General features: G+C 71.9%; 18 protein-coding genes and 1 tRNA gene. 9 read left to right on the top strand and 10 right to left on the bottom strand.

The window, feature by feature from the left end; translation table 11 throughout:
• Nucleotides 1–60: 60 nt before the first annotated feature.
• Complete coding sequence (locus tag FDM97_RS11710) at nt 61–786, bottom strand: histidine phosphatase family protein (protein ID WP_137990350.1); 726 nt, start codon at nt 784–786, stop codon at nt 61–63.
• 91 nt (nt 787–877) lie between these two features.
• On the opposite strand from FDM97_RS11710, the gene corA reads away from it, so the two are divergent.
• The gene (corA, locus tag FDM97_RS11705) at nt 878–1,870 is read left to right on the top strand and encodes a magnesium/cobalt transporter CorA (protein WP_137994778.1); all 993 of its coding nucleotides are present in this window, start codon (nt 878–880) and stop codon (nt 1,868–1,870) included.
• Nucleotides 1,871–1,888: 18 nt separating this feature from the next.
• Here the strand turns inward: corA and FDM97_RS11700 are convergent, their stop codons facing one another.
• Both FDM97_RS11700 and FDM97_RS11695 read right to left on the bottom strand, forming a co-directional pair.
• Complete coding sequence (locus tag FDM97_RS11700) at nt 1,889–2,674, bottom strand: ferritin-like domain-containing protein (RefSeq protein WP_137990349.1); 786 nt, start codon at nt 2,672–2,674, stop codon at nt 1,889–1,891.
• Between the two features lie 207 nt (nt 2,675–2,881).
• Nucleotides 2,882–3,931, bottom strand: coding sequence for an LLM class F420-dependent oxidoreductase (locus tag FDM97_RS11695; RefSeq protein WP_137990348.1), 1,050 nt, complete (start codon nt 3,929–3,931; stop codon nt 2,882–2,884).
• 129 nt (nt 3,932–4,060) lie between these two features.
• Between FDM97_RS11695 and FDM97_RS11690 the strand changes: the two genes are divergently transcribed.
• Together FDM97_RS11690 and FDM97_RS11685 are read left to right on the top strand one after the other, a co-directional pair.
• Nucleotides 4,061–5,047 carry an aldo/keto reductase gene (locus tag FDM97_RS11690; protein ID WP_137990347.1) on the top strand — a complete coding sequence of 329 codons (987 nt, stop codon included), beginning with the start codon at nt 4,061–4,063 and terminating at the stop codon, nt 5,045–5,047.
• Entirely contained in the window at nt 5,032–7,356 is a 2,325-nt protein-coding gene (locus FDM97_RS11685) for a helix-hairpin-helix domain-containing protein (protein WP_432816283.1), read from the top strand. Before FDM97_RS11690 ends, FDM97_RS11685 begins: the two co-directional genes overlap by 16 nt.
• 74 nt (nt 7,357–7,430) lie before the next feature.
• Here the strand turns inward: FDM97_RS11685 and FDM97_RS11680 are convergent, their stop codons facing one another.
• The gene (locus tag FDM97_RS11680; protein ID WP_137990345.1) at nt 7,431–8,078 is read right to left on the bottom strand and encodes a hypothetical protein; all 648 of its coding nucleotides are present in this window, start codon (nt 8,076–8,078) and stop codon (nt 7,431–7,433) included.
• A 47-nt stretch (nt 8,079–8,125) separates the two neighbouring features.
• On the opposite strand from FDM97_RS11680, the gene FDM97_RS11675 reads away from it, so the two are divergent.
• Nucleotides 8,126–8,314, top strand: coding sequence for a DUF5703 family protein (locus FDM97_RS11675; RefSeq protein ID WP_137990344.1), 189 nt, complete (start codon nt 8,126–8,128; stop codon nt 8,312–8,314).
• 51 nt (nt 8,315–8,365) lie between these two features.
• Here the strand turns inward: FDM97_RS11675 and FDM97_RS11670 are convergent, their stop codons facing one another.
• The 3 genes from FDM97_RS11670 to FDM97_RS11660 form a co-directional block, all read right to left on the bottom strand.
• On the bottom strand, nt 8,366–9,133 hold the full coding sequence (locus tag FDM97_RS11670) for a chaplin (RefSeq protein WP_137990343.1): 768 nt from the start codon (nt 9,131–9,133) through the stop codon (nt 8,366–8,368).
• Between the two features lie 156 nt (nt 9,134–9,289).
• Nucleotides 9,290–9,523 carry a chaplin ChpH gene (gene chpH / locus FDM97_RS11665; protein WP_137990342.1) on the bottom strand — a complete coding sequence of 78 codons (234 nt, stop codon included), beginning with the start codon at nt 9,521–9,523 and terminating at the stop codon, nt 9,290–9,292.
• A 154-nt stretch (nt 9,524–9,677) separates the two neighbouring features.
• Nucleotides 9,678–11,012 carry a M20/M25/M40 family metallo-hydrolase gene (locus FDM97_RS11660; protein ID WP_137990341.1) on the bottom strand — a complete coding sequence of 445 codons (1,335 nt, stop codon included), beginning with the start codon at nt 11,010–11,012 and terminating at the stop codon, nt 9,678–9,680.
• Between the two features lie 208 nt (nt 11,013–11,220).
• On the opposite strand from FDM97_RS11660, the gene FDM97_RS11655 reads away from it, so the two are divergent.
• The 5 genes from FDM97_RS11655 (at nt 11,221) to FDM97_RS11635 (ending at nt 16,897) form a co-directional block, all read left to right on the top strand.
• A tRNA-Leu gene (locus tag FDM97_RS11655) sits at nt 11,221–11,308 on the top strand.
• A gap of 138 nt (nt 11,309–11,446) precedes the next feature.
• Complete coding sequence (locus FDM97_RS11650; RefSeq protein WP_137990340.1) at nt 11,447–13,975, top strand: P-loop NTPase family protein; 2,529 nt, start codon at nt 11,447–11,449, stop codon at nt 13,973–13,975.
• The gene (locus FDM97_RS11645; RefSeq protein ID WP_175439095.1) at nt 13,972–14,979 is read left to right on the top strand and encodes a phosphotransferase family protein; all 1,008 of its coding nucleotides are present in this window, start codon (nt 13,972–13,974) and stop codon (nt 14,977–14,979) included. The genes FDM97_RS11650 and FDM97_RS11645 overlap by 4 nt, the downstream gene beginning before the upstream one ends.
• Nucleotides 14,967–15,974 (top strand): phosphotransferase family protein, encoded by a 1,008-nt coding sequence (locus tag FDM97_RS11640; protein ID WP_175439094.1) that lies wholly within the window; start codon nt 14,967–14,969, stop codon nt 15,972–15,974. Before FDM97_RS11645 ends, FDM97_RS11640 begins: the two co-directional genes overlap by 13 nt.
• Complete coding sequence (locus tag FDM97_RS11635; RefSeq protein ID WP_137990337.1) at nt 15,971–16,897, top strand: RluA family pseudouridine synthase; 927 nt, start codon at nt 15,971–15,973, stop codon at nt 16,895–16,897. The genes FDM97_RS11640 and FDM97_RS11635 overlap by 4 nt, the downstream gene beginning before the upstream one ends.
• On the opposite strand, the gene FDM97_RS11630 is transcribed toward FDM97_RS11635, so the two are convergent.
• The 3 genes from FDM97_RS11630 to FDM97_RS11620 form a co-directional block, all read right to left on the bottom strand.
• A complete protein-coding gene (locus FDM97_RS11630; protein ID WP_137990336.1) occupies nt 16,881–17,510 on the bottom strand; it encodes an MBL fold metallo-hydrolase in 630 nt (209 codons plus the stop codon). The genes FDM97_RS11635 and FDM97_RS11630 overlap by 17 nt on opposite strands.
• Nucleotides 17,510–18,598 carry an S-(hydroxymethyl)mycothiol dehydrogenase gene (locus tag FDM97_RS11625; RefSeq protein ID WP_137990335.1) on the bottom strand — a complete coding sequence of 363 codons (1,089 nt, stop codon included), beginning with the start codon at nt 18,596–18,598 and terminating at the stop codon, nt 17,510–17,512. The genes FDM97_RS11630 and FDM97_RS11625 overlap by 1 nt, the downstream gene beginning before the upstream one ends.
• 114 nt (nt 18,599–18,712) lie before the next feature.
• Complete coding sequence (locus tag FDM97_RS11620) at nt 18,713–20,179, bottom strand: amino acid permease (protein WP_137990334.1); 1,467 nt, start codon at nt 20,177–20,179, stop codon at nt 18,713–18,715.
• Nucleotides 20,180–20,257: the final 78 nt, after the last annotated feature.

Here is a 20,257-nt window from a genome sequence, read left to right as displayed (position 1 = left end):
GTCTCGACAGTGGTGAAGGCCCGCGCTACAGCGGCCCGTCCACCCTACTGCGCGGATGGATCACGGTGCGCCCGCGCCGCCGCCGACCTCCGCGGCCCCGCTGCCCGTTCCGCTGCCCGTTCCGGTGCCCGTCCCGCCGGCGTCACCGGTCTCCCGGGGAGCGAGGGCGGCGAAGTCGCCCGTGTCGCCGAGGCGTACGAGGAAGGGGCGCAGCCGCGTGTAGCGGATGACGGTGACGGAGCAGGGGTCGACGTGGATGCGCTGGAAGAGGTCGAGGTGCATGCCGAGGGCGTCGGCGACGATCGACTTGATGACATCGCCGTGCGAGCACATCGCGTAGACGGCGTCCTCACCGTGTTCGGCCTCGATCCGCGCGTTCCAGTCCCGTACGGCGTCCACCGCCCGTGTCTGCATCGCGCGCATCGACTCGCCGCCGGGGAAGGCCGCGGCGGAGGCGTGGGCCTGGACGATCTCCATCAGGGGCTCGTCGCTCAGCTCGGCGAGCTTGCGCCCGGACCAGTCGCCGTAGTCGCACTCGCTGATCCGCTCGTCCGTGTGGAGCGGCAGCCCGGGGCGGGCGTCGAGGAGGGGCCGCAGGGTCTCGCGGCAGCGCTGCAGCGGGCTGGTGACGACGGCGGCGAGCGGCACCCCGGCCAGGCGCCCGGGCAGGGCGGCCGCCTGCGCGGCGCCCCGCTCGTCGAGGGCGACCCCGGGCATCCGTCCGGCGAGGACCCCTGAGGTGTTGGCGGTCGAGCGTCCGTGACGGACGAGGATCAGCGTGGCCATGGCGGCAAGGGTAAGCGGGAGCACGCGCGCGTGGGGCGGTCCCGGCGGGCCGGTTCGCCCACGGGTGCAAGGTCGGGGCGCGCGGGGAAGAATACGGCGCGTGATCGTGGACTGCGCCCTCTACAAGAACGGCGTTCGTGCCGACGGCCCCGCCGACCTGTCCGACGCGCTGGACGAGGCGAGGGCGAGCGGCGACGCCTTCCTGTGGTTGGGGCTCTACGAGCCGACCGAAGCGGAGTTCGACCATGTCTCGGCCGAGTTCGCGCTGCACCCGCTGGCCGTCGAGGACGCCCTGAAGGCCCATCAGCGGCCGAAACTGGAGGTCTACGACGACTCGCTCTTCGTCGTCCTCAAGCCGGTGACGTACGAGCCGGAGAGCGACCGGGTCTCCTCGGGCGACGTGATGGTCTTCATGGGCGATTCGTTCGTGGTGACGGTCCGGCACGGCGAGGGCGCGCCGCTCACGGCGGTGCGGCGCCGGCTGGAGGCGGAGCCGGAGGTGCTGCGGCACGGTCCGACAGCCGTCCTGTACGCGATCAGCGACGAGGTCGTGGACCACTACATCGACGTGGCGGGCGAGCTCCAGGTCGACCTGGAGGAGCTGGAGGCCGATGTGTTCGCCCCGGCGGGCGGCAACCCGGCGAACACCGCGGCGCGGATCTACACCGCCAAGCGCCAGGTACTGGAGTTCCGCCGGGCGAGCAGCCCTCTGGGCACGCCGATGGAGAAGCTCGCCGCCGGGACCGTGCCGTTCGTGAGCACCGCGGCGAAGCCGTTCTTCCGGGACGTCAGCGACCATCTGATCCGCGCCACCGAGCAGGTGGAGGGGCTCGACCGGCTGCTCTCGGACGTGCTGTCGGCGCATCTGGCGCAGATGGGGGTGCGCCAGAACGACGACATGCGCAAGATCTCGGCGTGGGCGGCCATGGCCGCGGTCCCCACGATGGTCGCGGGGATCTACGGCATGAACTTCGACCACATGCCGGAGCTGCACTGGGTGTGGTCGTATCCGGCGGTGATCCTGATGATGGTGGGGTTCGAGTTCGGTCTGTACCGGCTGTTCAAGCGGCGCGGCTGGATGTAGCCGGGGGACGCGACCCGGTCAGAACGCGGGGGCCGGGGTCGCGGGTCCGCCCAGCGCGTTGCGCCGCTCGGGCATCTTGAGGTCGACCATCCTGCGCCAGCCGGCCGCCCGTTCGTACGCGTACATGCCGTGGATGCCGGCGGCGAGCACGGCCGCCTTCGGCTTGGGCCAGCCGAGGATGCGGCCCATGTGGCTCATCACGGCGAGGCTGACGTCGCGGTAGACCCGGATCTCGGCCAGGGCGGACTCGCGCAGGGTGCGCTGGATGAGCCGGCCGTGTCCGGCGTACGCGAGGCGCAGCAGCTCCTCGTGGCAGTAGGCAAGGTGGTTGTCCTCGTCGTCGCAGATCATCCGGATGGCCTTGCCCAGCTCGGGGTGGTCCCCGAAGTGCTTCACGAGCATCTCCATCTGGCTCGCGGCGCGCTCCTCGGTGACCCTGCTGTGGGCGAGGTAGACGATGATGTCCCGCTCGCTGAGGGGTTCGTCGCGGCGGAGCTTGTCGTGGGCGAGGCCGATGCCTCGCTGTTCGAGGAGCATCGTGTAGTCGGTGTCGGGCGGCACCGGTACGGGCTGCAGGCCGCGCTTCTTCATCAACGCGTTGAAGATCCGGCCGTGCTTGTCCTCGTCGGCGCCGTGCCGGGTGATCTTGGGGGCCAGCTCCCGCATCCCGGGCGCGACGAGGGCCGCGATCCGGGCGTTCTCCCAGCCTCCCTGGGCCTCGCCGCTGGCGGCGATGGAACAGAAGAGCTGGAAGGACTCGTCGTTGTCGATGATTTCCTGGAACAGGCTCTTGGCCGTGAGCATTGCGCCACCTCCATGCGGGCGTCCGCACGCCGCACGTCCGCAGAGAACGAGTCAAATGCGCTCGCGGCGGGTGGGCAACAGGAGGGGGCGGGCGATTCGGCCGAAAGAAGGAGCGCCCGAGTCGTAACCGGGCGCCGTCTGGCGCGTTGTGCTGCATGACGGCCGTGGCGGGGAAGACCCCCCGAGCCCCCACCACGGCCGCAGAACTCAGCCGAGACCGGCCCGCTCCAGGGCCTCCGTGCCCGCCCGCAGCGCCGCCACCCGCTCGTCGAGGGTGAAGCCGGCCGGGGCGAGGGTCAGGGTCGTGACACCGGCCTCGGCGTAGGCCTTCATCCGGTCGGCGATCCGGTCGACGGAGCCGAGCAGGGTGGTCTGGTCGATCAGCTGCCGCGGTACGGCGGCCGCGGCGCCCGTCTTGTCGCCGGACAGGTACTTGTCCTGGATCTCGGCGGCCTGCTTCTCGTACCCCATGCGCTGGGCGAGCTGGTTGTAGAAGTTCTGCTTGCGGCTGCCCATGCCGCCGACGTACAGGGCGGTGTACGGGCGGAAGATGTCGGCGAGGGCGTCGATGTCGTCGCCGAGGGCGATCGGGAGGGTGGGGTGGACGTCGAAGCCCTCCATGGTCAGCCCGGCCTTCTCGCGGCCCGCGCGCAGCGGCCGCAGCGCGGTCTCCTCCAGGTGCTCGGCGGAGGGGAAGATCAGCAGCGCGCCGTCGGCGATCTCGCCGGTCTGCTCCAGGTTCTTCGGTCCGATCGCGGCGATGTAGAGCGGGATGTGCTCGCGCTGCGGGTGGACGGTGAGCTTGATGGGCTTGCCCGGGCCGCCCGGCAGCGGGAGGGTCCAGTGCTGCCCCTCGTACGTGAGGCGCTCACGGGACATGGCCTTGCGGACGATCTCGACGTACTCGCGGGTGCGGGCGAGCGGCTTGTCGAACTTGACGCCGTACCAGCCCTCGGAGACCTGCGGGCCCGACACGCCGAGTCCCAGGCGGAACCGGCCGCCGGAGAGCGAGTCGAGGGTGGCGGCTGTCATCGCGGTCATGGCGGGCTGGCGCGCCGGGATCTGCATGATCGCGGAGCCGACGTCGATCCGCTCGGTCTTGGCGGCCACCCAGGCGAGCACCGTGGGCGCGTCGGAGCCGTAGGCCTCGGCGGCCCAGCAGACGTCGTAGCCGAGGCGGTCCGCCTCCTGGGCGACGGCGAGATTGTCGCCGTCCATGCCGGCGCCCCAGTAGCCGAGGTTGATGCCGAGCCGCATATCCGCACCCTCTTTACTGATCAGTAACGTCCCTTGGGCCGGACTCTAGCGCGCGGGTGCCGGATCCGTCAGGGGGAGGTTGTCCACAGGCTCTCTCCGCGTGGGGTCTTGGCCAGTAATCTCGCGCCCATGGAGCAGAGGCATCTCGGCCGTACCGGCCTGCGCGTGTCCCGGATCGGGCTCGGCACCCTCACCTGGGGCCGGGACACCGACGAGCATGACGCCGCCGACCAGTTGAAGGCGTTCTGGGAAGCGGGCGGCACGCTGGTCGACACCGCGGACGTGTACGGCGGGGGCGAGGCCGAGTTCCTGCTCGGGCAACTCATGGAGCGGCTGGTGCCACGGCGTGAGCTGGTCGTCTCCACGAAGGCGGGCAGCGTGCCCGACCCCGACCGGCGGATGGACGGCTCGCGCGGCCATCTGCTGGCCGCGCTCGACGCCTCACTGGCCCGCCTCGGCACCGACCACGTGGATCTGTGGCAGCTGCACGCATTCGATCCCCACACCCCTCTCGAGGAGTCCCTCCAGGCCCTGGACATCGCCGTGAGCAGCGGGCGGGCCCGGTATGTGGGGGTGTCGAACTTCTGCGGGTGGCAGCTGGCGAAGGCCGGCACCTGGCAGCTCGGCGCGGTGGGCGCGGCGCGGACGCGGCTGGCGGCGACGCAGATGGAGTACTCGCTGCTGCAGCGGGGCGTCGAGCGGGAGGTGCTGCCCGCCGCGCTGGACCTGGGGATAGGACTGCTGCCGTCCTCGCCGCTGGGACGCGGGGTGCTGACGGGCAAGTACCGGCACGGCACCCCGACGGACTCACGGGGCGGCTCGGAGACCATGGCGCCGTTCGTGGAGCCGTATCTGGACGAGGCCGCGAGCCGGATCGTGGACGCGGTCGCGACGGCGGCGGACGGGCTGGCGGCGACGCCGCTCCAGGTGGCGCTCGCGTGGGTCCGCGACCGGCCGGGGGTGACCGCGCCGATCGTCGGCGCGCGCAACGCGCAGCAGCTCACGGCCGCTTTGTCAGTGGAGAGCCTTAGTCTTCCTGACGAGATCTGCCGGGCGCTCGACGATGTGTCGGCGCCCGTGCACCGCTATCCGGATCAGGACTGGAGCACCCTGTGACCGAGCGAGACCCCTCGCGGGACGAGCCCGCCGAGGCCGTCGACGGCACCGCCGCCACCCCGGGGCCCACGCAGGCCCCGCCGGCGGACGGAGACGGGTCGTCGACGGGCGTGGGCGACCCGGACGCGGGGCTCGGTTCGGAGGCTGCCGGGCCGTCGCCCGACAGCGAGGACGCCGAGTCCCGGCCCGGCGCGGCCGAAGACGACTCCGCCGGTGCCGGCGGCGATACGGCGGCGGACGGGAGCGCCGAGGCCGCCGAGGCCGCCGCGCTCTCCGAGGCACAGGCGGAGCTGGCCGCGCAGCGGGAGTTGCGGGCCAGGATCGAACAGCGCAAGGCCGAGAAGGAAGGGCCGGTCGAGGCGGGCGCCAAGCTCAGCGGCACGGCGGCCGATCTGCTCGCGGCGGTACGGGCCGTGGAGAGCGGTACGACGTCGGGCAGCGCGTTCTTCGAGGCGCCGGAGCCCGCGCCCCGGCGGCCCGAGCCCACGGCCGCGGCTTCGTCTGCGGCTGGGGCTGGGGCTGGGGCTGGGGCTGGGGCTGGGGCTGGGGCTGCGCAGATCGCGACGGCGCCGGCCACGACGGTGCGGCCCGCGGTCAAGGGGCCGTCGGCCGCCCCCGAGACGCTGGCCGCCGTGCGGGAGGTCCTCGCGCGCGGTGGGGCGCCCGAGTCGCTGACCAGGCAGGTCGCCACGGTGCTCGGCGAGGGCGCCGCCGAGGCGCTCCGCGAGGACCCCTGGCGCCTGCTTTCGGTGCCCGGGGTCCAGCCGGAGCACGCGGACGGCTTCGCCCGGGCCCTGCTCGGTGCCGAGTGCGGCCCCGGCGATCCGCGCCGGGCCGTCGCCCTGGTGGCCTGGCTGCTGGAGCGGGCCGCGCTGAAGGGGCACACGGCCCTGGAGGACACGGACGTGCGGGCCGGACTCGCCAAGCTGTCGGTGCCGGACCCGGACGAGGCCGTCCGGGAGGCGGTCTCCGAGGGCGCGGTGCTGGTGTTCCAGGAGGAGGAGCCCGGGGACGAGGGCGTGGAGGAGCCCGAGGAGGGGGTCGAGGGCGAGGGCGGGGAGACTGCCGTCCCGGAGGGCCCCGGCGTTCCCGTCCTGCTCGGCCTCGACCGGTACGCCCTCGCGGAGGAGAGCCTGGCCGACGGCCTCGCCCGGCTGGTCAAGACCGTCACCCCGGAGACCTGGGAGGGCCCGGAGCTGGTCCGCGCGGCGGGGGCGAACGGCCTGGTCCTGCACACCGGCGGCGAGGCCGCCCGCAGCGAGCCGGTCGCGCTCGCCGCGGCCGCCCGGGAGCGTGGCCTGCGGGTCGCGCTGGCGGTGCACAGCGAGAACGGGGTGCGTCGCCTCGGCGCGCCCGCGCTCACGGTCGCGGCCCTGCTGTCCGGCGCGGCCGGACCGGGCCGCGACGAGGAGGGCGCCCTCGCCTTGGACGTGCTGGTCGTCCTCGACGCGCCGCAGCTGGACGTCGAGAGCGCCGCGATGCTCGTGGAGTCCCTGCCCGACGGCTGCCGTCTGGTGCTCAGCGGCGACCCCGGTGTCCTCGGGTCCGCGGGCGCGGGCCGGGTGTTCGCGGACGTGCTGGCGGCCCGGGTGTGCCCGCAGATCGCCTCCCGCGTTCCCGACCCCGGTCCGATCGGCGAGCTGGTCTCGGGCATCGGCATCGGCGAGCTGAACCAGGTGGACGCCCCCGGCAAGGAGGTCGTGATCGTCCCCGTCCGGGACGCGGGCGAGGCCGTGCACCGCACGGTCCAGCTGGTCGCCGACTCCGTTCCGCGGGCGATCGGCGTGCCGGCCGAGCAGACGCAGGTGATCACGGTCGGCCACGGCGGCTCGGCGGGCACCCGCGCGCTGAACGCGGCGCTGAAGCAGCGCCTCAACCCCGGCCCCGGCCGCTTCGGCGGTTTCGACCCGGGTGACCGGGTGGCGTATGTGCCGGCCCCGGGGCGGACGGTGACCGGGACGGTCGTCTCCGCCGACGCGGAGGGCCTGTGGCTGGAGTGCGCGGGCGAGAAGCTCGTCGTACCGAAGGAGCGGGTGGAGTCGGCGCTGCGGCACGGCTGGGCGCTCACCGCGCACCAGGCGGCCGGGATGCGCTGGCCCGCCGCGGTCGTGGTGCTGCCGGGCGACGCGGCCCAGGGCCTGAGCCGGGCCTGGGTGTACACGGCCTTCGGCCGGGGCGAGCGTCATCTGTCGGTCGTCCACGGCGTGGACCAGGCGCTGCCGCGTGCGGTGGCCGAAGGCGCGTCCCAGGACCGTACGACCCGGCTGCGACCGCTCCTGGAGACCCTCCTGGCGGCCTCGGAGGACTGAGCCCCCGCGCCAGTGGCGGTACGACGGAGGGCGGGGCACACGTACGGTGCCCCGCCCTCCACCGTACGTAAGGATCAGGCGTCCTGGTCCTGCACGTCGTCGTCCAGTTCGTCGTCGAAGACCGCGCTGACGTCGAAGCGGCAGACGATCCGCTCGGGATCCGCCTGCTCGAAGGGAGCGGCCAGCCACTCCCCCGGCTCCGGCAGCTCCTCGGCGGCCGAGACCCAGAGGGTGGAGTCGCCCTCCTCCAGACCGAACTCCTTGTGCCGTGAGGCGATTTCGTCCGGTTCGTACTCGCCGAAGAGGACGCCGAGCGCCGCGTGGGTGCTGGCACCGACGACCGGGGTCGTCTCCGAGGGCTCCTCGTCGCTGTCCAGATCGGCGATGCGCTGGGCCTGGGCGAGCAGGCGCTGCGGCTCCACCACGGCGTAGTCGCGACGGATCAGCACGCTCAGCGCGTGCGGCTCCTCGGGTCCGGCGTAGGGCGGCAGGGAGTCGTCGGCGCCGGGGATCTCGAAGGGCGTGACCTCGTCGTACCGGTCGTAGAGCCGCTCGTCGTACGCCTCCGCCGCCGCGGCGAGGGCGTTGAAGGCTTCGTAGACGGCCGGGTCGTCGTCCCCCGAGCGGCGCTCGACCGCCTCGAGGTGACGGTCCAGTGCGGCTTTGACCGCCTCGGCGGCGGCACGTACCTCGGCAGCGGTGGGCTGCGCAGCATCAGACATGGGACGCACGCTATCCGTACCGGGCCTCTGCCCGCACAATAGATGCGATGCCGGAATACGAATTTGTCGACGTGTACGTGCCGCGCGGTGTCTCCCGCAAGGAGGCGACGCGGCTTCTGACCGACCATGCCGAGTACGGGCACTGGGAGTTGGACCGCCTGACCTTGCGCCGGGACGGCAGCCGCAGGGTGCGGCTGCGCCGGCGCATCATCCGTCAGGTCCGCGCCACCTGGTGACATGACAAGGGGCCCCGCCGAGCGGGGCCCCTGCGCGTTGCGCTGCCGTCCTTAGGCGGAGCGGCGGGCGCGGCGGTAGAGCACGGAGCCGGCGAGGAGCAGGCCCGCGCCGACCGGGACGACCACGCCGAGCGGTCCGGCGCCGGTCTCCGCGAGCTCCTCGGTCGCCTCGGGCTGCGTGATCGTGTGCGTACCGGGCGTGTTCGGACCGGCGGACGTGCCGGGGCCGCCGGGCTCACCGGGCTCGCCGGAGTCACCCGGGTTGCCCGGGGTCCCCGGAGTGCCGGGCGTGCCCGGGTTACCAGGAGTGCCGGGCGTGCCCGGGTTTCCGGGGTTACCGGGGTTGCCCGGGTTTCCGGGGTTGCCCGGCTCGCCCGGGTGGCCCGGCGTGGTCGGCTCGATGCCGTTGCCGCACTCGTTGCCCGACGCCGAGTTGCCGACACCGATGACGTTGACGCTGTTCCCGCACGCGTTGACCGGGACGTCGACCGGCACCTGCACGTTGTTGCCGGAACCGACGCCCGGCGAGTTGCCGGCGCCGCCCTCGGCCGACGAACCGCCGCCACCCGACGGCGAGACGTTGGCGCACGTGTTTCCGAACGCGGGGTTGAGCACCCCGATGACACTGATGGTGTTTCCGCACGCGTTGACCGGCACATGGACCGGGACCTGGACGGAATTGCCGGACGCGACGCCCGGGGAATTCGAGGCCGTACCGTTCGCACCCGAATCGGCGTGCGCGTAGCCGCCACCGAGGGCGGCGAATACGCCGCCCGCGGCCGCGACGGTGATGAGGCCCTTGCGCGTGACCTGTCGCATAGCTCGTTTCCTGCCTTCTCGGCTTCTGCCTTCTAGGCTTCAAGAAGAGGGCCACCGGGCGCCTTGCCCGGGGCGGAAATGCCCGCCGGCCCCGGAGTGCATGGCACGCACTCCGAGGCCGGCCCGGCTCAGACCCTCACGGGTCGAGGCACAACGTCAGGCGTTGACGCAGGTGTTGCCGAAGGTGGGGTTCAGCAGCCCGATCACGGAGACCGTGTTGCCGCACACGTTCACGGGGACGTGAACCGGCACCTGAACGACGTTGCCCGAGAGCACACCCGGGGAGTGCAGAGCGGCACCCTGGGCACCCGCGTCGGCAACGGCCATGCCCGCACCCGCGAGAACGAGACCGCCGGTGGCAGCCGCAGCAGCGACGACCTTCTTGATCATTATTCCTCCTTGTTGGCAATGCGGCCCCAGCCGCGGACCGCATGACCTGTAACGAGGGGGAGGTAATGGGGCTACGAGCCTATGAGCGCATTCACTCTTTCCGGTCACATGCGTACGTGCGGGCGATTACCGGAACGGGCGGACTCAGGCGGACTCAGGAAGCGTCGATGAACCGGTCGAGGACGCGGACGCCGAACTTCAGGCCGTCCACCGGCACCCGCTCGTCCACGCCGTGGAACATCCCGGCGAAGTCCAGCTCCGGCGGCAGCTGGAGCGGCGCGAAGCCGAAGCAGCGGATGCCGAGGTCGTCGAAGGACTTGGCGTCGGTGCCGCCCGAGAGCATGTACGGCACGGCCCGGGCGATCGGGTCCTCCGCCCTGAGGGCCAGCTGCATCGCGTCGACGAGGTCGCCGTCGAAGCTGGTCTCCAGGGCCTTGTCCCCGTGCACGTCCTCGCGCCTGACCCGCGGACCGAGGATCCGGTCGAGGTCGGCCAGGAACTCCTCCTCGTAACCGGGCAGGAACCGTCCGTCGACATGGGCCGTGGCCTGCCCCGGGATGACGTTGACCTTGTACCCGGCGCCGAGCATGGTCGGGGCGGCGGAGTTGCGCAGCGTGGCGCCGATCATCTTGGCGATGCCGCCGAGCTTGGCGAGCGTGGCCTCCATGTCCTCCGGGTCGAGGGGGGTGCCCAGCGCGTCCGAGAGCTCGTCCAGGAAGGACCGTACGGTCTTGGTCATCCGCACGGGCCACGTGTGGCGGCCCAGGCGCCCCACGGCCTCGCAGAGCTCGGTGATGGCGTTGTCGTTGTTGGTCATCGAGCCGTGGCCGGCCGTGCCCTCGACGGTCAGCCGCATCCAGTGCATGCCCTTCTGGGCCGTCTCGACGAGGTAGAGCCGCAGGTTCTCGTTGACGGTGAAGGAGAAGCCGCCGACCTCGCCGATCGCCTCCGTGACCCCGTCGAAGAGACCCCGGTGCTTGTCGACCAGGTGCCGGGCCCCGTAGGTGCCGCCCGCCTCCTCGTCGGCGAGGAACGCGAGGACGATGTCGCGCGGGGGCTTGCGGCCGCTGCGCATCCGGTCCCGTACGACCGCGAGGGTCATCGCGTCCATGTCCTTCATGTCGACCGCGCCCCGGCCCCAGACACAGCCGTCGGCGACCTCGCCGGAGAAGGGGTGGTGGGTCCAGTCCTCGGCATTGGCCGGCACGACGTCGGTGTGGCCGTGGATGAGCAGGGCCGGCCGGGAGGGGTCCTCGCCCTCGATACGGGCGACGGTGGAGGCCCGCCCCTTGTGCGACTCGATGATCTTCGGCTCGAGCCCGACCTCCGCGAGCTTCTCGGCGACGTACTCCGCCGCCGCTCGCTCGCCCGGGCCGGAGTGGTCTCCGTAGTTGCTGGTGTCGATGCGGATGAGGTCGCGACAGAGGTCGACGACCTCATTCTCGGCATTCTCGCCGTTGACACCCCGGGCCGTGTTCGACTCGCTCACGCTGCTTCCTCCCACTACGTGCCCCACGTGCTTGCTGGTGGTCGCCCCCATCCTCCCGCGCCCGCCCCCGGGACCCAAGGGCGGCCACCGGCCGACATGCGGCTGTCACACGGTTCCGCCCGGACCGGGGGTGGTGATCGACCACCCCGAATGTTTGCTATGGTTTTCCACGTCGGAACGGCCCAGCGGCCGGAAAGACAGACACCTTGTCCGGGTGGCGGAATGGCAGACGCGCTAGCTTGAGGTGCTAGTGCCCTTTATCGGGCGTGGGGGTTCAAGTCCCCCCTCGGACACCAGCGAAAGGCCCCACAGCGATGTGGGGTCTTTCTGCGCTCCCGGGCGCCCCCGGTCTCCCCCGGATCTCCCTTTCAGCACCCCTCGGATCCCGCTAGCCTGCCCTCGCATGCGCACGGCGACACAGGGGGAATGCCACCATGCCCATCAGACCGCAGTACCGACGGGTGTCGGCCCTGCAGCGGAAGTTCTTCAACCGGGAGGGCCTGCTCTCGGCCTATGACGAGGAGCTGCGCGCCGTCGGCGAGGGCGGTCCCCGGATCCTGAACGTGGTCGGCGTCGGTGGTATCGGCAAGTCGAGGCTGCTCCAGGAGTTACGCAACCGTACGCCCGACAGCTGCCGGACCGCCCACCTCGATCTGCAGCTGCCGACCATGCGCCAGCAGGAGGACGCGCTCGCCGTGCTCCGCATGGAACTCGGGGCTCAGGGTGTGCAGTTCGACCGGTTCGACATCGCCTACGCGGTGCTGTGGCAGCGGGTGCACCCACAGCTGCAGCTGAACCCGAAGAACACCCCCTTCGCCGAGGAGAGCGACATCCTCTCCAAGATCCTCGACGACGCGATGGGCCTGCCCGTCTTCGGTACGGCGGCAGGGCTCGTACGGCTGACCGGGCGCGCGATCAAGAACCGGCAGCGCCGCCAGCGGATCGAGTCCGATCCCACGCTCCTGGAGCTCGACAGCCTGAGCAACGCCGAGCTGGGGCACGCCGTCACGTATCTCTTCACCGAGGAACTGCGGGCCTCGGCGACGGAGCGGCCGTACGTCGTGTACGTCGACGCCTACGAGGCGCTGGTGCCCACGCCGCTGCCCGGTGGCCGCAGCTACGGTTCCGACGCCTGGCTGCGCGACCTGCTGGGTCAGCTCCACGGTGGCCTCACGGTGCTCGCCAGCCGCGAGGCGCTGCGCTGGGCGGCGTACGACCCGGAATGGGAGTCGGTGATCCGCCGGGCGGACGTCGACGGGCTGCCCATGGCGGCCCGGCTGGACCTGCTGGCGCAGGCCGGGATCACGGAGATTCCACGGCAGCGGTCGATCGCCGAGGCCAGTGAGGGTCTCCCCTTCTATCTGCACCTCGCGGTCGACACCCATCTGCAGAACCCGGCCCGGCCGGAGCACGCGGCGACCTCGGAGGAGATCGTCCAGCGCTTCCTCCAGCACGTCTCCCCTGACGAGGTGCGGATCCTCGAGCTGCTCAGTGTGGCCCGGACCTTCGACTTCGGTGTGCTCCAGGCCATCGGGCGGGCCTTCGACCTGCCCGCCAACGTCCTGGTCTGGGAGTCGCTCACGGCCTACTCGTTCGCCTATCCGCTGCCCGAGGGCTGGTACCGGCTGCACCAGCTCATGATCAGGGCGCTGCAGCGCCACCTCTCGCCCACGGTTCAGCGGCATGTCCACGGCACGCTGCGGGACCACTGGGAGAGCCTGGCCGACCGGATGGAGAACGGGACGCGACGCACCTCCGGCATGGCCCGTCTCTCGCCCCTGCGCGAGGCGGTCTACCACGGGCTGCACGCCGCGGACATCACGCCGGAGCAGATCCAGCGGCACGCCGACCGGGCCGTCGCGCTGAACGGCAGACAGGCCGTCGACGGCATCGTGAAGGACCTGCGTGATCACCTCGCGGGCTCGGCCGGGAGCCCGGACGGGGGCCCGGACGGGGACGGGCGCGGGGAGGCTCTCGCCGGCCTGCGCGACGCGGCGGACTGCCTCGACGCGGAATCGAAGCTGGAGCTCGGCGACACGGCCGGTGCGATCGGCCTCGTCCCCCGCCTGGACCGCCCCGTGCGCGCCCTCGTCTCCGCGCGGCTCGCCCTGGCCGGTGCGAACGCCCGGCGCATCGCCGGGGAGAGCGGCCTGGCGGCGTCGATCTTCGAGCGCGTCTGGGCGGAGCACGAGGGCGCGGCCCGGCCGGCGGCCGGGTACTGCGTCGCCGACATCCGCATGTGGCAGGGAGATTTCCGGGGCGCGTTCGCGCTGGCCGAGGAGGTGCACGGGATCTGTTCGCCCGGGGACAGGGTGATCCGGGGCGACCTGAAGCGGCTGATGCACCTCGGGCACCGGTTCCTGATGGACTTCGACAGCTCGGCGCGGCTGCTGGCCGAGGCGGAGTCCGAGTACCGGGCGGCGAACGCGATCGTCGGCCTCGCCAACGTCCGGACCAACTGGGCCGAGCTGTACGCCTTCACGGATCCGGCGGCCGCCGTCGACGCGGCCTCGGCCGCCCTGGAGGTCCAGCGTGACCTCGGCGCCCAGCACGAGATCGGCAAGGCGTACACGGCCATGGCGATGGCCCAGACCCGGCTGGGCCAGTACGAGAGGGCCGCGTCCTCGTTCCTCAACGCCAACACCGCCCTCGACCGGGCGGGCTACCGCTCGGGCCGGGCGCGGGCGGACATGTTCCGGGCGTTTCTGCTGCTGCGGGAGGGAGACCGGAGGGCGGCGGGCGAGCTGCTCCTGCACGCCGCCCGGGAGTTCGAGGCGTGCGAGGTCTACCCCTCGCTGATCCTGGCGATTCACCGTGTCGCCGAGCGGCTCGACCTGGGCGACCCGGAGCTGACGGCCGTGGCGGAGCGGGCGCGCCCCGCCGTACGGCCGCTCGGCTCGCTGGACGAGCTGCGGCGGCGTACGGACTCCGTCCTGTCGAGGTTCCTCGAGGTGACCGCGTGAACTGGCTGGAACTCTACGAACGGGCACGGGAGTCGGACGAGTCCGCGGCCGGCTACTACAACCGCAATGTGGGGGTGTGGACCGCCGAGGGGAAGGTCAACGTCCGCATTCCTCTCGCGGCCGCGGACACCATGGACGTACGCGTATGGCGTGAGGAGGAGGTGCTGGCCTGCATCCGGCCGTACGTCGGACAGGCCCCGGAGCTGCGGTACGTCTCTCCGGATCCCCGCTTCCAGGTCCACCACTTCATCGAGGGGCGGGTGCTCGACAGTTTCTCGCCCCGGGGCAGCGCTGTCCCCGCGCACGTGATCGGGGATGTGGTGGGCGTGATGGACCAGCTGGTCCGCATCCCCCTCGAGAAGGCTCCGGCGCTGCCCGCCGACTGGCCGGCCTCCGGCGACTGCGGCGGCTTCGGCCGACGGCTGGCCGCGTTGACGCAGCAGGTGTACGACACCCACCGGGACGAGTACGCCGCCGTCTTCGAGGACTTCGGCATCCCGGCGGAGCCGCTCGCCGTCGTCGAGCCGTGGTGGGACGGGCTCACCTCGCGGCCTTTCGCGGTCCTGCACTCCGACCTCCACCGCAAGAACATGATCGTCTCCGGCGGGCTGACCTGGTTCCTCGACTGGGAGCTGGCGCTGTGGGGCGATCCGCTGTACGAGATCGGCATCCACTTCCACAAGATGGACTATCCGGACGGGCAGCGGGACGAGGTCCTCCGGCAGTGGCGGGCCCGTCTGCCGGCGTCGTCCACGGCGGGGCCGGCGGCGGACCTCGACCTGTATCTCGCGCATGAGCGCATCAAGTCCGCGATCGTCGACACGGTCCGCTACTCGAAGCAGCTCGTCGGCGCCGACCGGGCACTGCGCGACTTCCTCACGGGCCGCCTCGCGCGCAAGCTCAATGTCGCCCGGGCCGTGTGGGGCGCTCCCCCGGAGATGACGCGGGAACGGGTCGATCGGACGCTGGCGCCGTGGGTAGAGAGACAGCCATGGACGCCCTAGCTCTCTACGAAGAGGCACGCGCGAGCACGAGCGCGCTGGCCGGGTTCTACAACCGCAACGTCCGGGTGGAGGCGGACTCGGGGCCGGTACTGGTGCGGACCCCCGGGCCCGGTACCGAGGAGCCCATGGATCTCACGCTCTGGCCGGAGTCCGCCGTGCTCGAGGCGATCCGCCCGTACGTCTCCCAGGCGCCGCGGCTGATCCACGCCGGCACGGACCCCGGTTTCCAGATCCACGAGTTCGTCGAGGGCCGCAGGGTCGACGAGCTCGCGCCGGACGGCAAGCCGCTGCCGGACGCGGTCATCGACGGTGTCGAGCGGCTCTTCGGCGAGATGCTCGGCGTCCCGTTCTCCGCCCTCCCGGCGGTGCCGGCGGACTGGCCCGGTGACGGCGACACGAAGGGATTCGCCCTGCGGCTCCTGGCCTTCGTCGGGGAGGTACGCGGGCGGGCGGACGCGGAGCTGGACTCGCTGTACGAGGCGCTGGGCGTCCCGGCGGACCCGTGTGGTCTCCTGGCCGAGCGGGCGGTGCGGGATCTGTCCGAGCGGCCGTTTCGCCTGCTGCACGCCGACATCCACCGCAAGAACATGATCCTCACCGACCGGGCCGGGGTGGCCTTCCTGGACTGGGAGCTCGCCCTCTGGGGCGACCCGGTGTACGACCTGGCCGATCATCTGCACAAGACGGCGTACACGGTGGCGGACCGGCACCGGGTCCTGGCGGGCTGGGAGCGGGCGGCTCCCGCCGTGTGCCGTACGGGCTGGCGGGCGGATCTCGAGTTCTATCTCGCCTATGAGGCGATGAAGTCCGCGGTGGTGGACACGGTCCGCTGGGGCCGCCGGATCGCCCTGGCGCCGACGGCCCGTGAGCGCCGGGCTCTGGCGGAGGAGCTCCGGGCGAAGCTGGTCGTGGCGAGCCCGCACTGGGACGGTGGCCCGCCGCCCGCCGTACCGGAGATCGAGGAGGCCGCGGCGCTCGTTACCGTGGAGCGGTGAGACGGAGAACGAAGACGCCTGGTGCGCCCCTGCCGCAGCGGGAGGGGATCGATCCGGTGCGGGTGCGGTTGCCGGAGGATCCCGCGGGGGTCTGGGGGACCGTGCGGGAGCATCTTGTGGCGCGGTTCGGGGGCGCGATCGGGGATGGGCGGGTCGAGGAGATGGTGCGGGACGGCCGGTTCGTGGGGGTGGACGGGGCCGTCGGTGAGGACGAGCCGTACCGGGCCGGGATGCATCTGTGGTTCCACCGGGACTTTCCGCCGGAGGAGCGGGTGCCCTTCGAGATCGGGATCGTGTACCGGGACGAGCGGATCGTGGTCGTCGACAAGCCGCACTTCCTCGCCACGATGCCGCGCGGGCGGCATGTGACCGAGACGGCGCTGGCCCGGCTGCGCCGGGAGCTGGGGCTGGCGGAGCTGCAGCCCGCGCACCGGCTCGACCGGCTGACGGCCGGGCTTGTGCTGTTCGTCGTGCGGGCCGGGGACCGGGGCGCGTACCAGACGCTGTTCCGGGACCGGCTGGTCGGCAAGGAGTACGAGGCGGTGGCGGCGTACGACCCGGCGGTCGCGCTGCCGGTGACGGTGCGCAGCCGGATCGTGAAGGAGCGCGGGGTGATGGCCGCCCGGGAGGAGCCGGGCGAGCCGAACAGTGAGAGCCGGATCGAGCTGGTCGAGCGGCGCGGCGGGCTCGGGCGGTACCGGCTGCTTCCGGCGACCGGGCGGACCCATCAGCTGCGCGTGCACATGAACGCCCTCGGGCTGCCGATCCTGCACGATCCGGTCTATCCCGTGGTGCGCGAGGACGGGCCGGAGGACTTCGCGCGTCCGCTGCAACTGCTCGCGCGGACGCTGGAGTTCACCGACCCGGTCTCGGGCTCGGAGCTGCGTTTCGAGAGCCGGCTGCGGCTCAGTGGCCTCGGCTGAGCCACTCCTCCAGGTGCGGGGCCTCGGCGCCGATGGTGGTGGTGTCGCCGTGGCCGGTGCGGACGACCGTCTCGGGCGGGAGGGTGAGCAGTCGGTCGCGGATCGAGCCGACGATGGTGGGGAAGTCGGAGAAGGAGCGGCCCGTCGCGCCGGGGCCGCCCTGGAAGAGGGTGTCGCCGGTGAAGACGGTGCCGAGGTCGGGGGCGTACAGGCAGACCGCGCCGGGTGCGTGACCGGGGGTGTGCAGGACCTTGAGGTCCGTCCCCGCGATGGTCAGGGTCTGGCCGTCGGCGAGTTCGCCGTCGGGGCTGTGGTCGGGGTGCGTCAGCTTCCACAGGGGCTGGTCGTCGGGGTGGAGCAGGATCCGGGCGCCGGTGGCGGCGGCGAGGGCCGGGGCCGCGTCGACGTGGTCGTTGTGCGCGTGGGTGCAGACGATCGCGCGCAGCGTACGGCCGTCGAGCGCGGCGAGGATGGCGGTGGCGTCGTGGGCGGCGTCGATGACGATCGCCTCCGTGTCGTCGCCGACGATCCACACGTTGTTGTCGACGTCCCAGGTGCCGCCGTCGAGGGTGAAGGTGCCGGAGGTGACGAGGTGGTCGATGCGGGCGGTCATCAGAGGACCACCACCGAGCGCAGGACGTCGCCCTCGTGCATGCGGGCGAAGGCCTTCTCGACGTCGCCGAGTCCGATGGTCTCGGTGACGAACGCGCCGAGGTCGATGCGGCCCCGCTGGTGCAGGTCAATGAGCATCGGGAAGTCACGGGAGGGCAGACAGTCACCGTACCAGGAGGACTTGAGCGCGCCACCGCGGCCGAAGACGTCGAGGAGCGGGAGTTCGAGCTTCATCTCGGGGGTGGGGACGCCGACGAGGACGACGGTGCCGGCCAGGTCGCGCGCGTAGAACGCCTGCTCGTACGTCTCGGGGCGGCCGACGGCCTCGATGACGACGTCGGCGCCGAAGCCTCCGGTGAGCTCGCGGATCGCCTCGACGGGGTCGGTGGAGCGGGAGTTGACGGTGTGGGTGGCGCCCATGGAGCGGGCGGTCTCCAGCTTGCGGTCGTCGATGTCGACGGCGATGATCCGTGCCGCGCCGGCGAGGCGGGAGCCGACGACGGCCGCGTCGCCGACGCCGCCGCAGCCGATGACGGCGACGGTGTCGCCGCGGCCGACGTCGCCGGTGTTGATCGCGGCGCCGATGCCGGCCATGACGCCGCAGCCGAGGAGTCCGGCGACCTCGGGGGCGACGGACGGGTCGACCTTGGTGCACTGGCCGGCGGCGACGAGGGTCTTCTCGGCGAAGGCGCCGATGCCGAGGGCCGGGGAGAGTTCCTGGCCGGTGGAGGCCAGCGTCATCTTCTGCCGCGCGTTGTGGGTGTCGAAGCAGTACCAGGGGCGGCCGCGCAGGCAGGCCCGGCAGGTGCCGCACACCGCACGCCAGTTGAGGATCACGAAGTCGCCGGGGGTCACGTCGGTGACGCCCGCGCCGACCGACTCGACGACGCCGGCCGCCTCGTGGCCGAGGAGGAAGGGGAAGTCGTCGTTGATGCCGCCCTGCTTGTAGTGGAGGTCGGTGTGGCAGACCCCGCACGCCTGGATCTTCACGACCGCTTCGCCGGGTCCGGGATCGGGGACGACGATCGTCTCGACCCGTACGGGCTCGTTCCTTCCGGGGGCGATGACCCCCTGGACGTGTTGCGGCATGGCAGACACCCCTTCTTTGTAAGGCTCTTGGGTACCACTATCTCCTGACAACGGGCGAGACCCCCGCAGGTCGCGCCTGCGGGGGTCTCGTCGTCCGACGGTACGGAGGGGGTGTCAGCCCTTGTGCGCGGCCGCGGTCGCGCGGACCCGGCCCCGGACCAGGAACCAGCCGCCGACCAGGAGGGCCGCGATGAGCGGGAGGCAGTTCACGGTGGTGCGGCTGATGCCGCCGTCCATCCACATCAGGACCAGGACCGAGCCGAGGAAGACCAGCGTGACGATCTGGGTGTACGGGGCCCAGGGCAGCCGGTAGCCGGGGCGGGTGACCCGGCCGTCCTTGGAGCGGTTCACGAACAGCAGCGAGCAGACCATGATCATGGCCCAGGTGCCGATGATGCCGATGGAGGCGAAGTTCAGCACGAGCTCGAAGGCCTCGCCGGGCATCAGGTAGTTCAGGCCGACACCGAGGACACCGAAGGCGGCGGTGAGCAGGATGCCGCCGTAGGGCACGCCGCCCTTGTTCATGACGCCGGTGAACTTGGGCGCGGAGCCCGACAGCGACATGGAGCGCAGGATCCGGCCGGTCGAGTAGAGACCCGAGTTCAGGCTGGAGAGCGCGGCGGTGAGGACGACCAGGTTCATCACGCCGGCGGCGCCGGGGATGCCCAGCTTGTCGAAGACCGTGACGAAGGGGCTCTGGTCGCCGGAGTACGCGGTGTACGGGAGCAGCAGCGCGAGCAGGACGACGGAACCGACGTAGAAGAGGCCCACGCGCCACATGATCGAGTTGATCGCCTTCGGCATGATCTTCTCGGGGTTCTCGGTCTCGCCGGCGGCGACGCCGCACAGCTCGACGGAGGCGTAGGCGAAGACGACGCCCTGGATCAGCAGCAGCATCGGCATGACACCGCTGGGGAAGATGCCGCCGTTGTCGGTGATGGTGGACAGGCCCGGGGTGTGGCCGCCGATGTCGTGCGAGGTCACGACCAGGAAGATGCCGATCAGCATGAAGGCGACGAGCGCGCCGACCTTGATGATCGCGAACCAGAACTCCATCTCGCCGAAGTACTTCACCGAGATGAGGTTGGCGGCGAGGACGACCGCGAGGGCGATCAGGGCGAGGATCCACTGCGGGACGTCGCTGAACATGGCCCAGAAGTGGGCGTAGGTCGCGGCCGCGGTGATGTCGGCGATGGCGGTGGTCGACCAGTTGAGGAAGTAGAGCCAGCCGGCCGTGTACGCGCCCTTCTCGCCCATGAACTCACGCGCGTAGGAGACGAACGCGCCGGAGGAGGGGCGGTAGAGGACCAGCTCACCCAGGGCCCGCACCACGAAGAAGGCGAAGACGCCGCAGACCGCGTACGCGATGAAGAGGGACGGTCCTGCGTTGGCCATGCGGCCACCGGCGCCGAGGAAGAGGCCGGTCCCGATCGCGCCGCCGATGGCGATCATGTTGATGTGCCGGGACTTGAGGTCCTTGCGGTATCCGGCGTCACCGGCGTCGACGTGGGGGGACGCCGTCGCCGTGGAGGCCGGCGGCGCGGCGGACAGCGTGTCGGCCGCAGCGATGCGGTCACTCATGGAGTTGTTCGCCTTCGTGAGGGGGAGGGTTGTGCGGTACCCGGCCGCGCGGAGGGGGTCTCCTCCCGCTCTCGGCCA

This window comes from Streptomyces vilmorinianum (genome assembly GCF_005517195.1).
Taxonomy (GTDB): domain Bacteria; phylum Actinomycetota; class Actinomycetes; order Streptomycetales; family Streptomycetaceae; genus Streptomyces; species Streptomyces vilmorinianum.
This window is presented reverse-complemented; position numbering and strand designations above follow the sequence as displayed.

Coding starts and splice junctions, on each gene's coding strand:
- FDM97_RS11680 (WP_137990345.1), bottom strand. CDS start 8,078: ATGTCTGATGCTGCGCAGCCCACCGCTGCCGAGGTACGTGCCGCCGCC.
- FDM97_RS11625 (WP_137990335.1), bottom strand. CDS start 18,598: ATGCCGCAACACGTCCAGGGGGTCATCGCCCCCGGAAGGAACGAGCCC.
- FDM97_RS11670 (WP_137990343.1), bottom strand. CDS start 9,133: ATGCGACAGGTCACGCGCAAGGGCCTCATCACCGTCGCGGCCGCGGGC.
- FDM97_RS11620 (WP_137990334.1), bottom strand. CDS start 20,179: ATGAGTGACCGCATCGCTGCGGCCGACACGCTGTCCGCCGCGCCGCCG.
- FDM97_RS11700 (WP_137990349.1), bottom strand. CDS start 2,674: ATGCTCACGGCCAAGAGCCTGTTCCAGGAAATCATCGACAACGACGAG.
- FDM97_RS11690 (WP_137990347.1), top strand. CDS start 4,061: ATGGAGCAGAGGCATCTCGGCCGTACCGGCCTGCGCGTGTCCCGGATC.
- FDM97_RS11630 (WP_137990336.1), bottom strand. CDS start 17,510: ATGACCGCCCGCATCGACCACCTCGTCACCTCCGGCACCTTCACCCTC.
- FDM97_RS11650 (WP_137990340.1), top strand. CDS start 11,447: ATGCCCATCAGACCGCAGTACCGACGGGTGTCGGCCCTGCAGCGGAAG.
- chpH (WP_137990342.1), bottom strand. CDS start 9,523: ATGATCAAGAAGGTCGTCGCTGCTGCGGCTGCCACCGGCGGTCTCGTT.
- FDM97_RS11695 (WP_137990348.1), bottom strand. CDS start 3,931: ATGCGGCTCGGCATCAACCTCGGCTACTGGGGCGCCGGCATGGACGGC.
- FDM97_RS11675 (WP_137990344.1), top strand. CDS start 8,126: ATGCCGGAATACGAATTTGTCGACGTGTACGTGCCGCGCGGTGTCTCC.
- FDM97_RS11710 (WP_137990350.1), bottom strand. CDS start 786: ATGGCCACGCTGATCCTCGTCCGTCACGGACGCTCGACCGCCAACACC.
- FDM97_RS11640 (WP_175439094.1), top strand. CDS start 14,967: ATGGACGCCCTAGCTCTCTACGAAGAGGCACGCGCGAGCACGAGCGCG.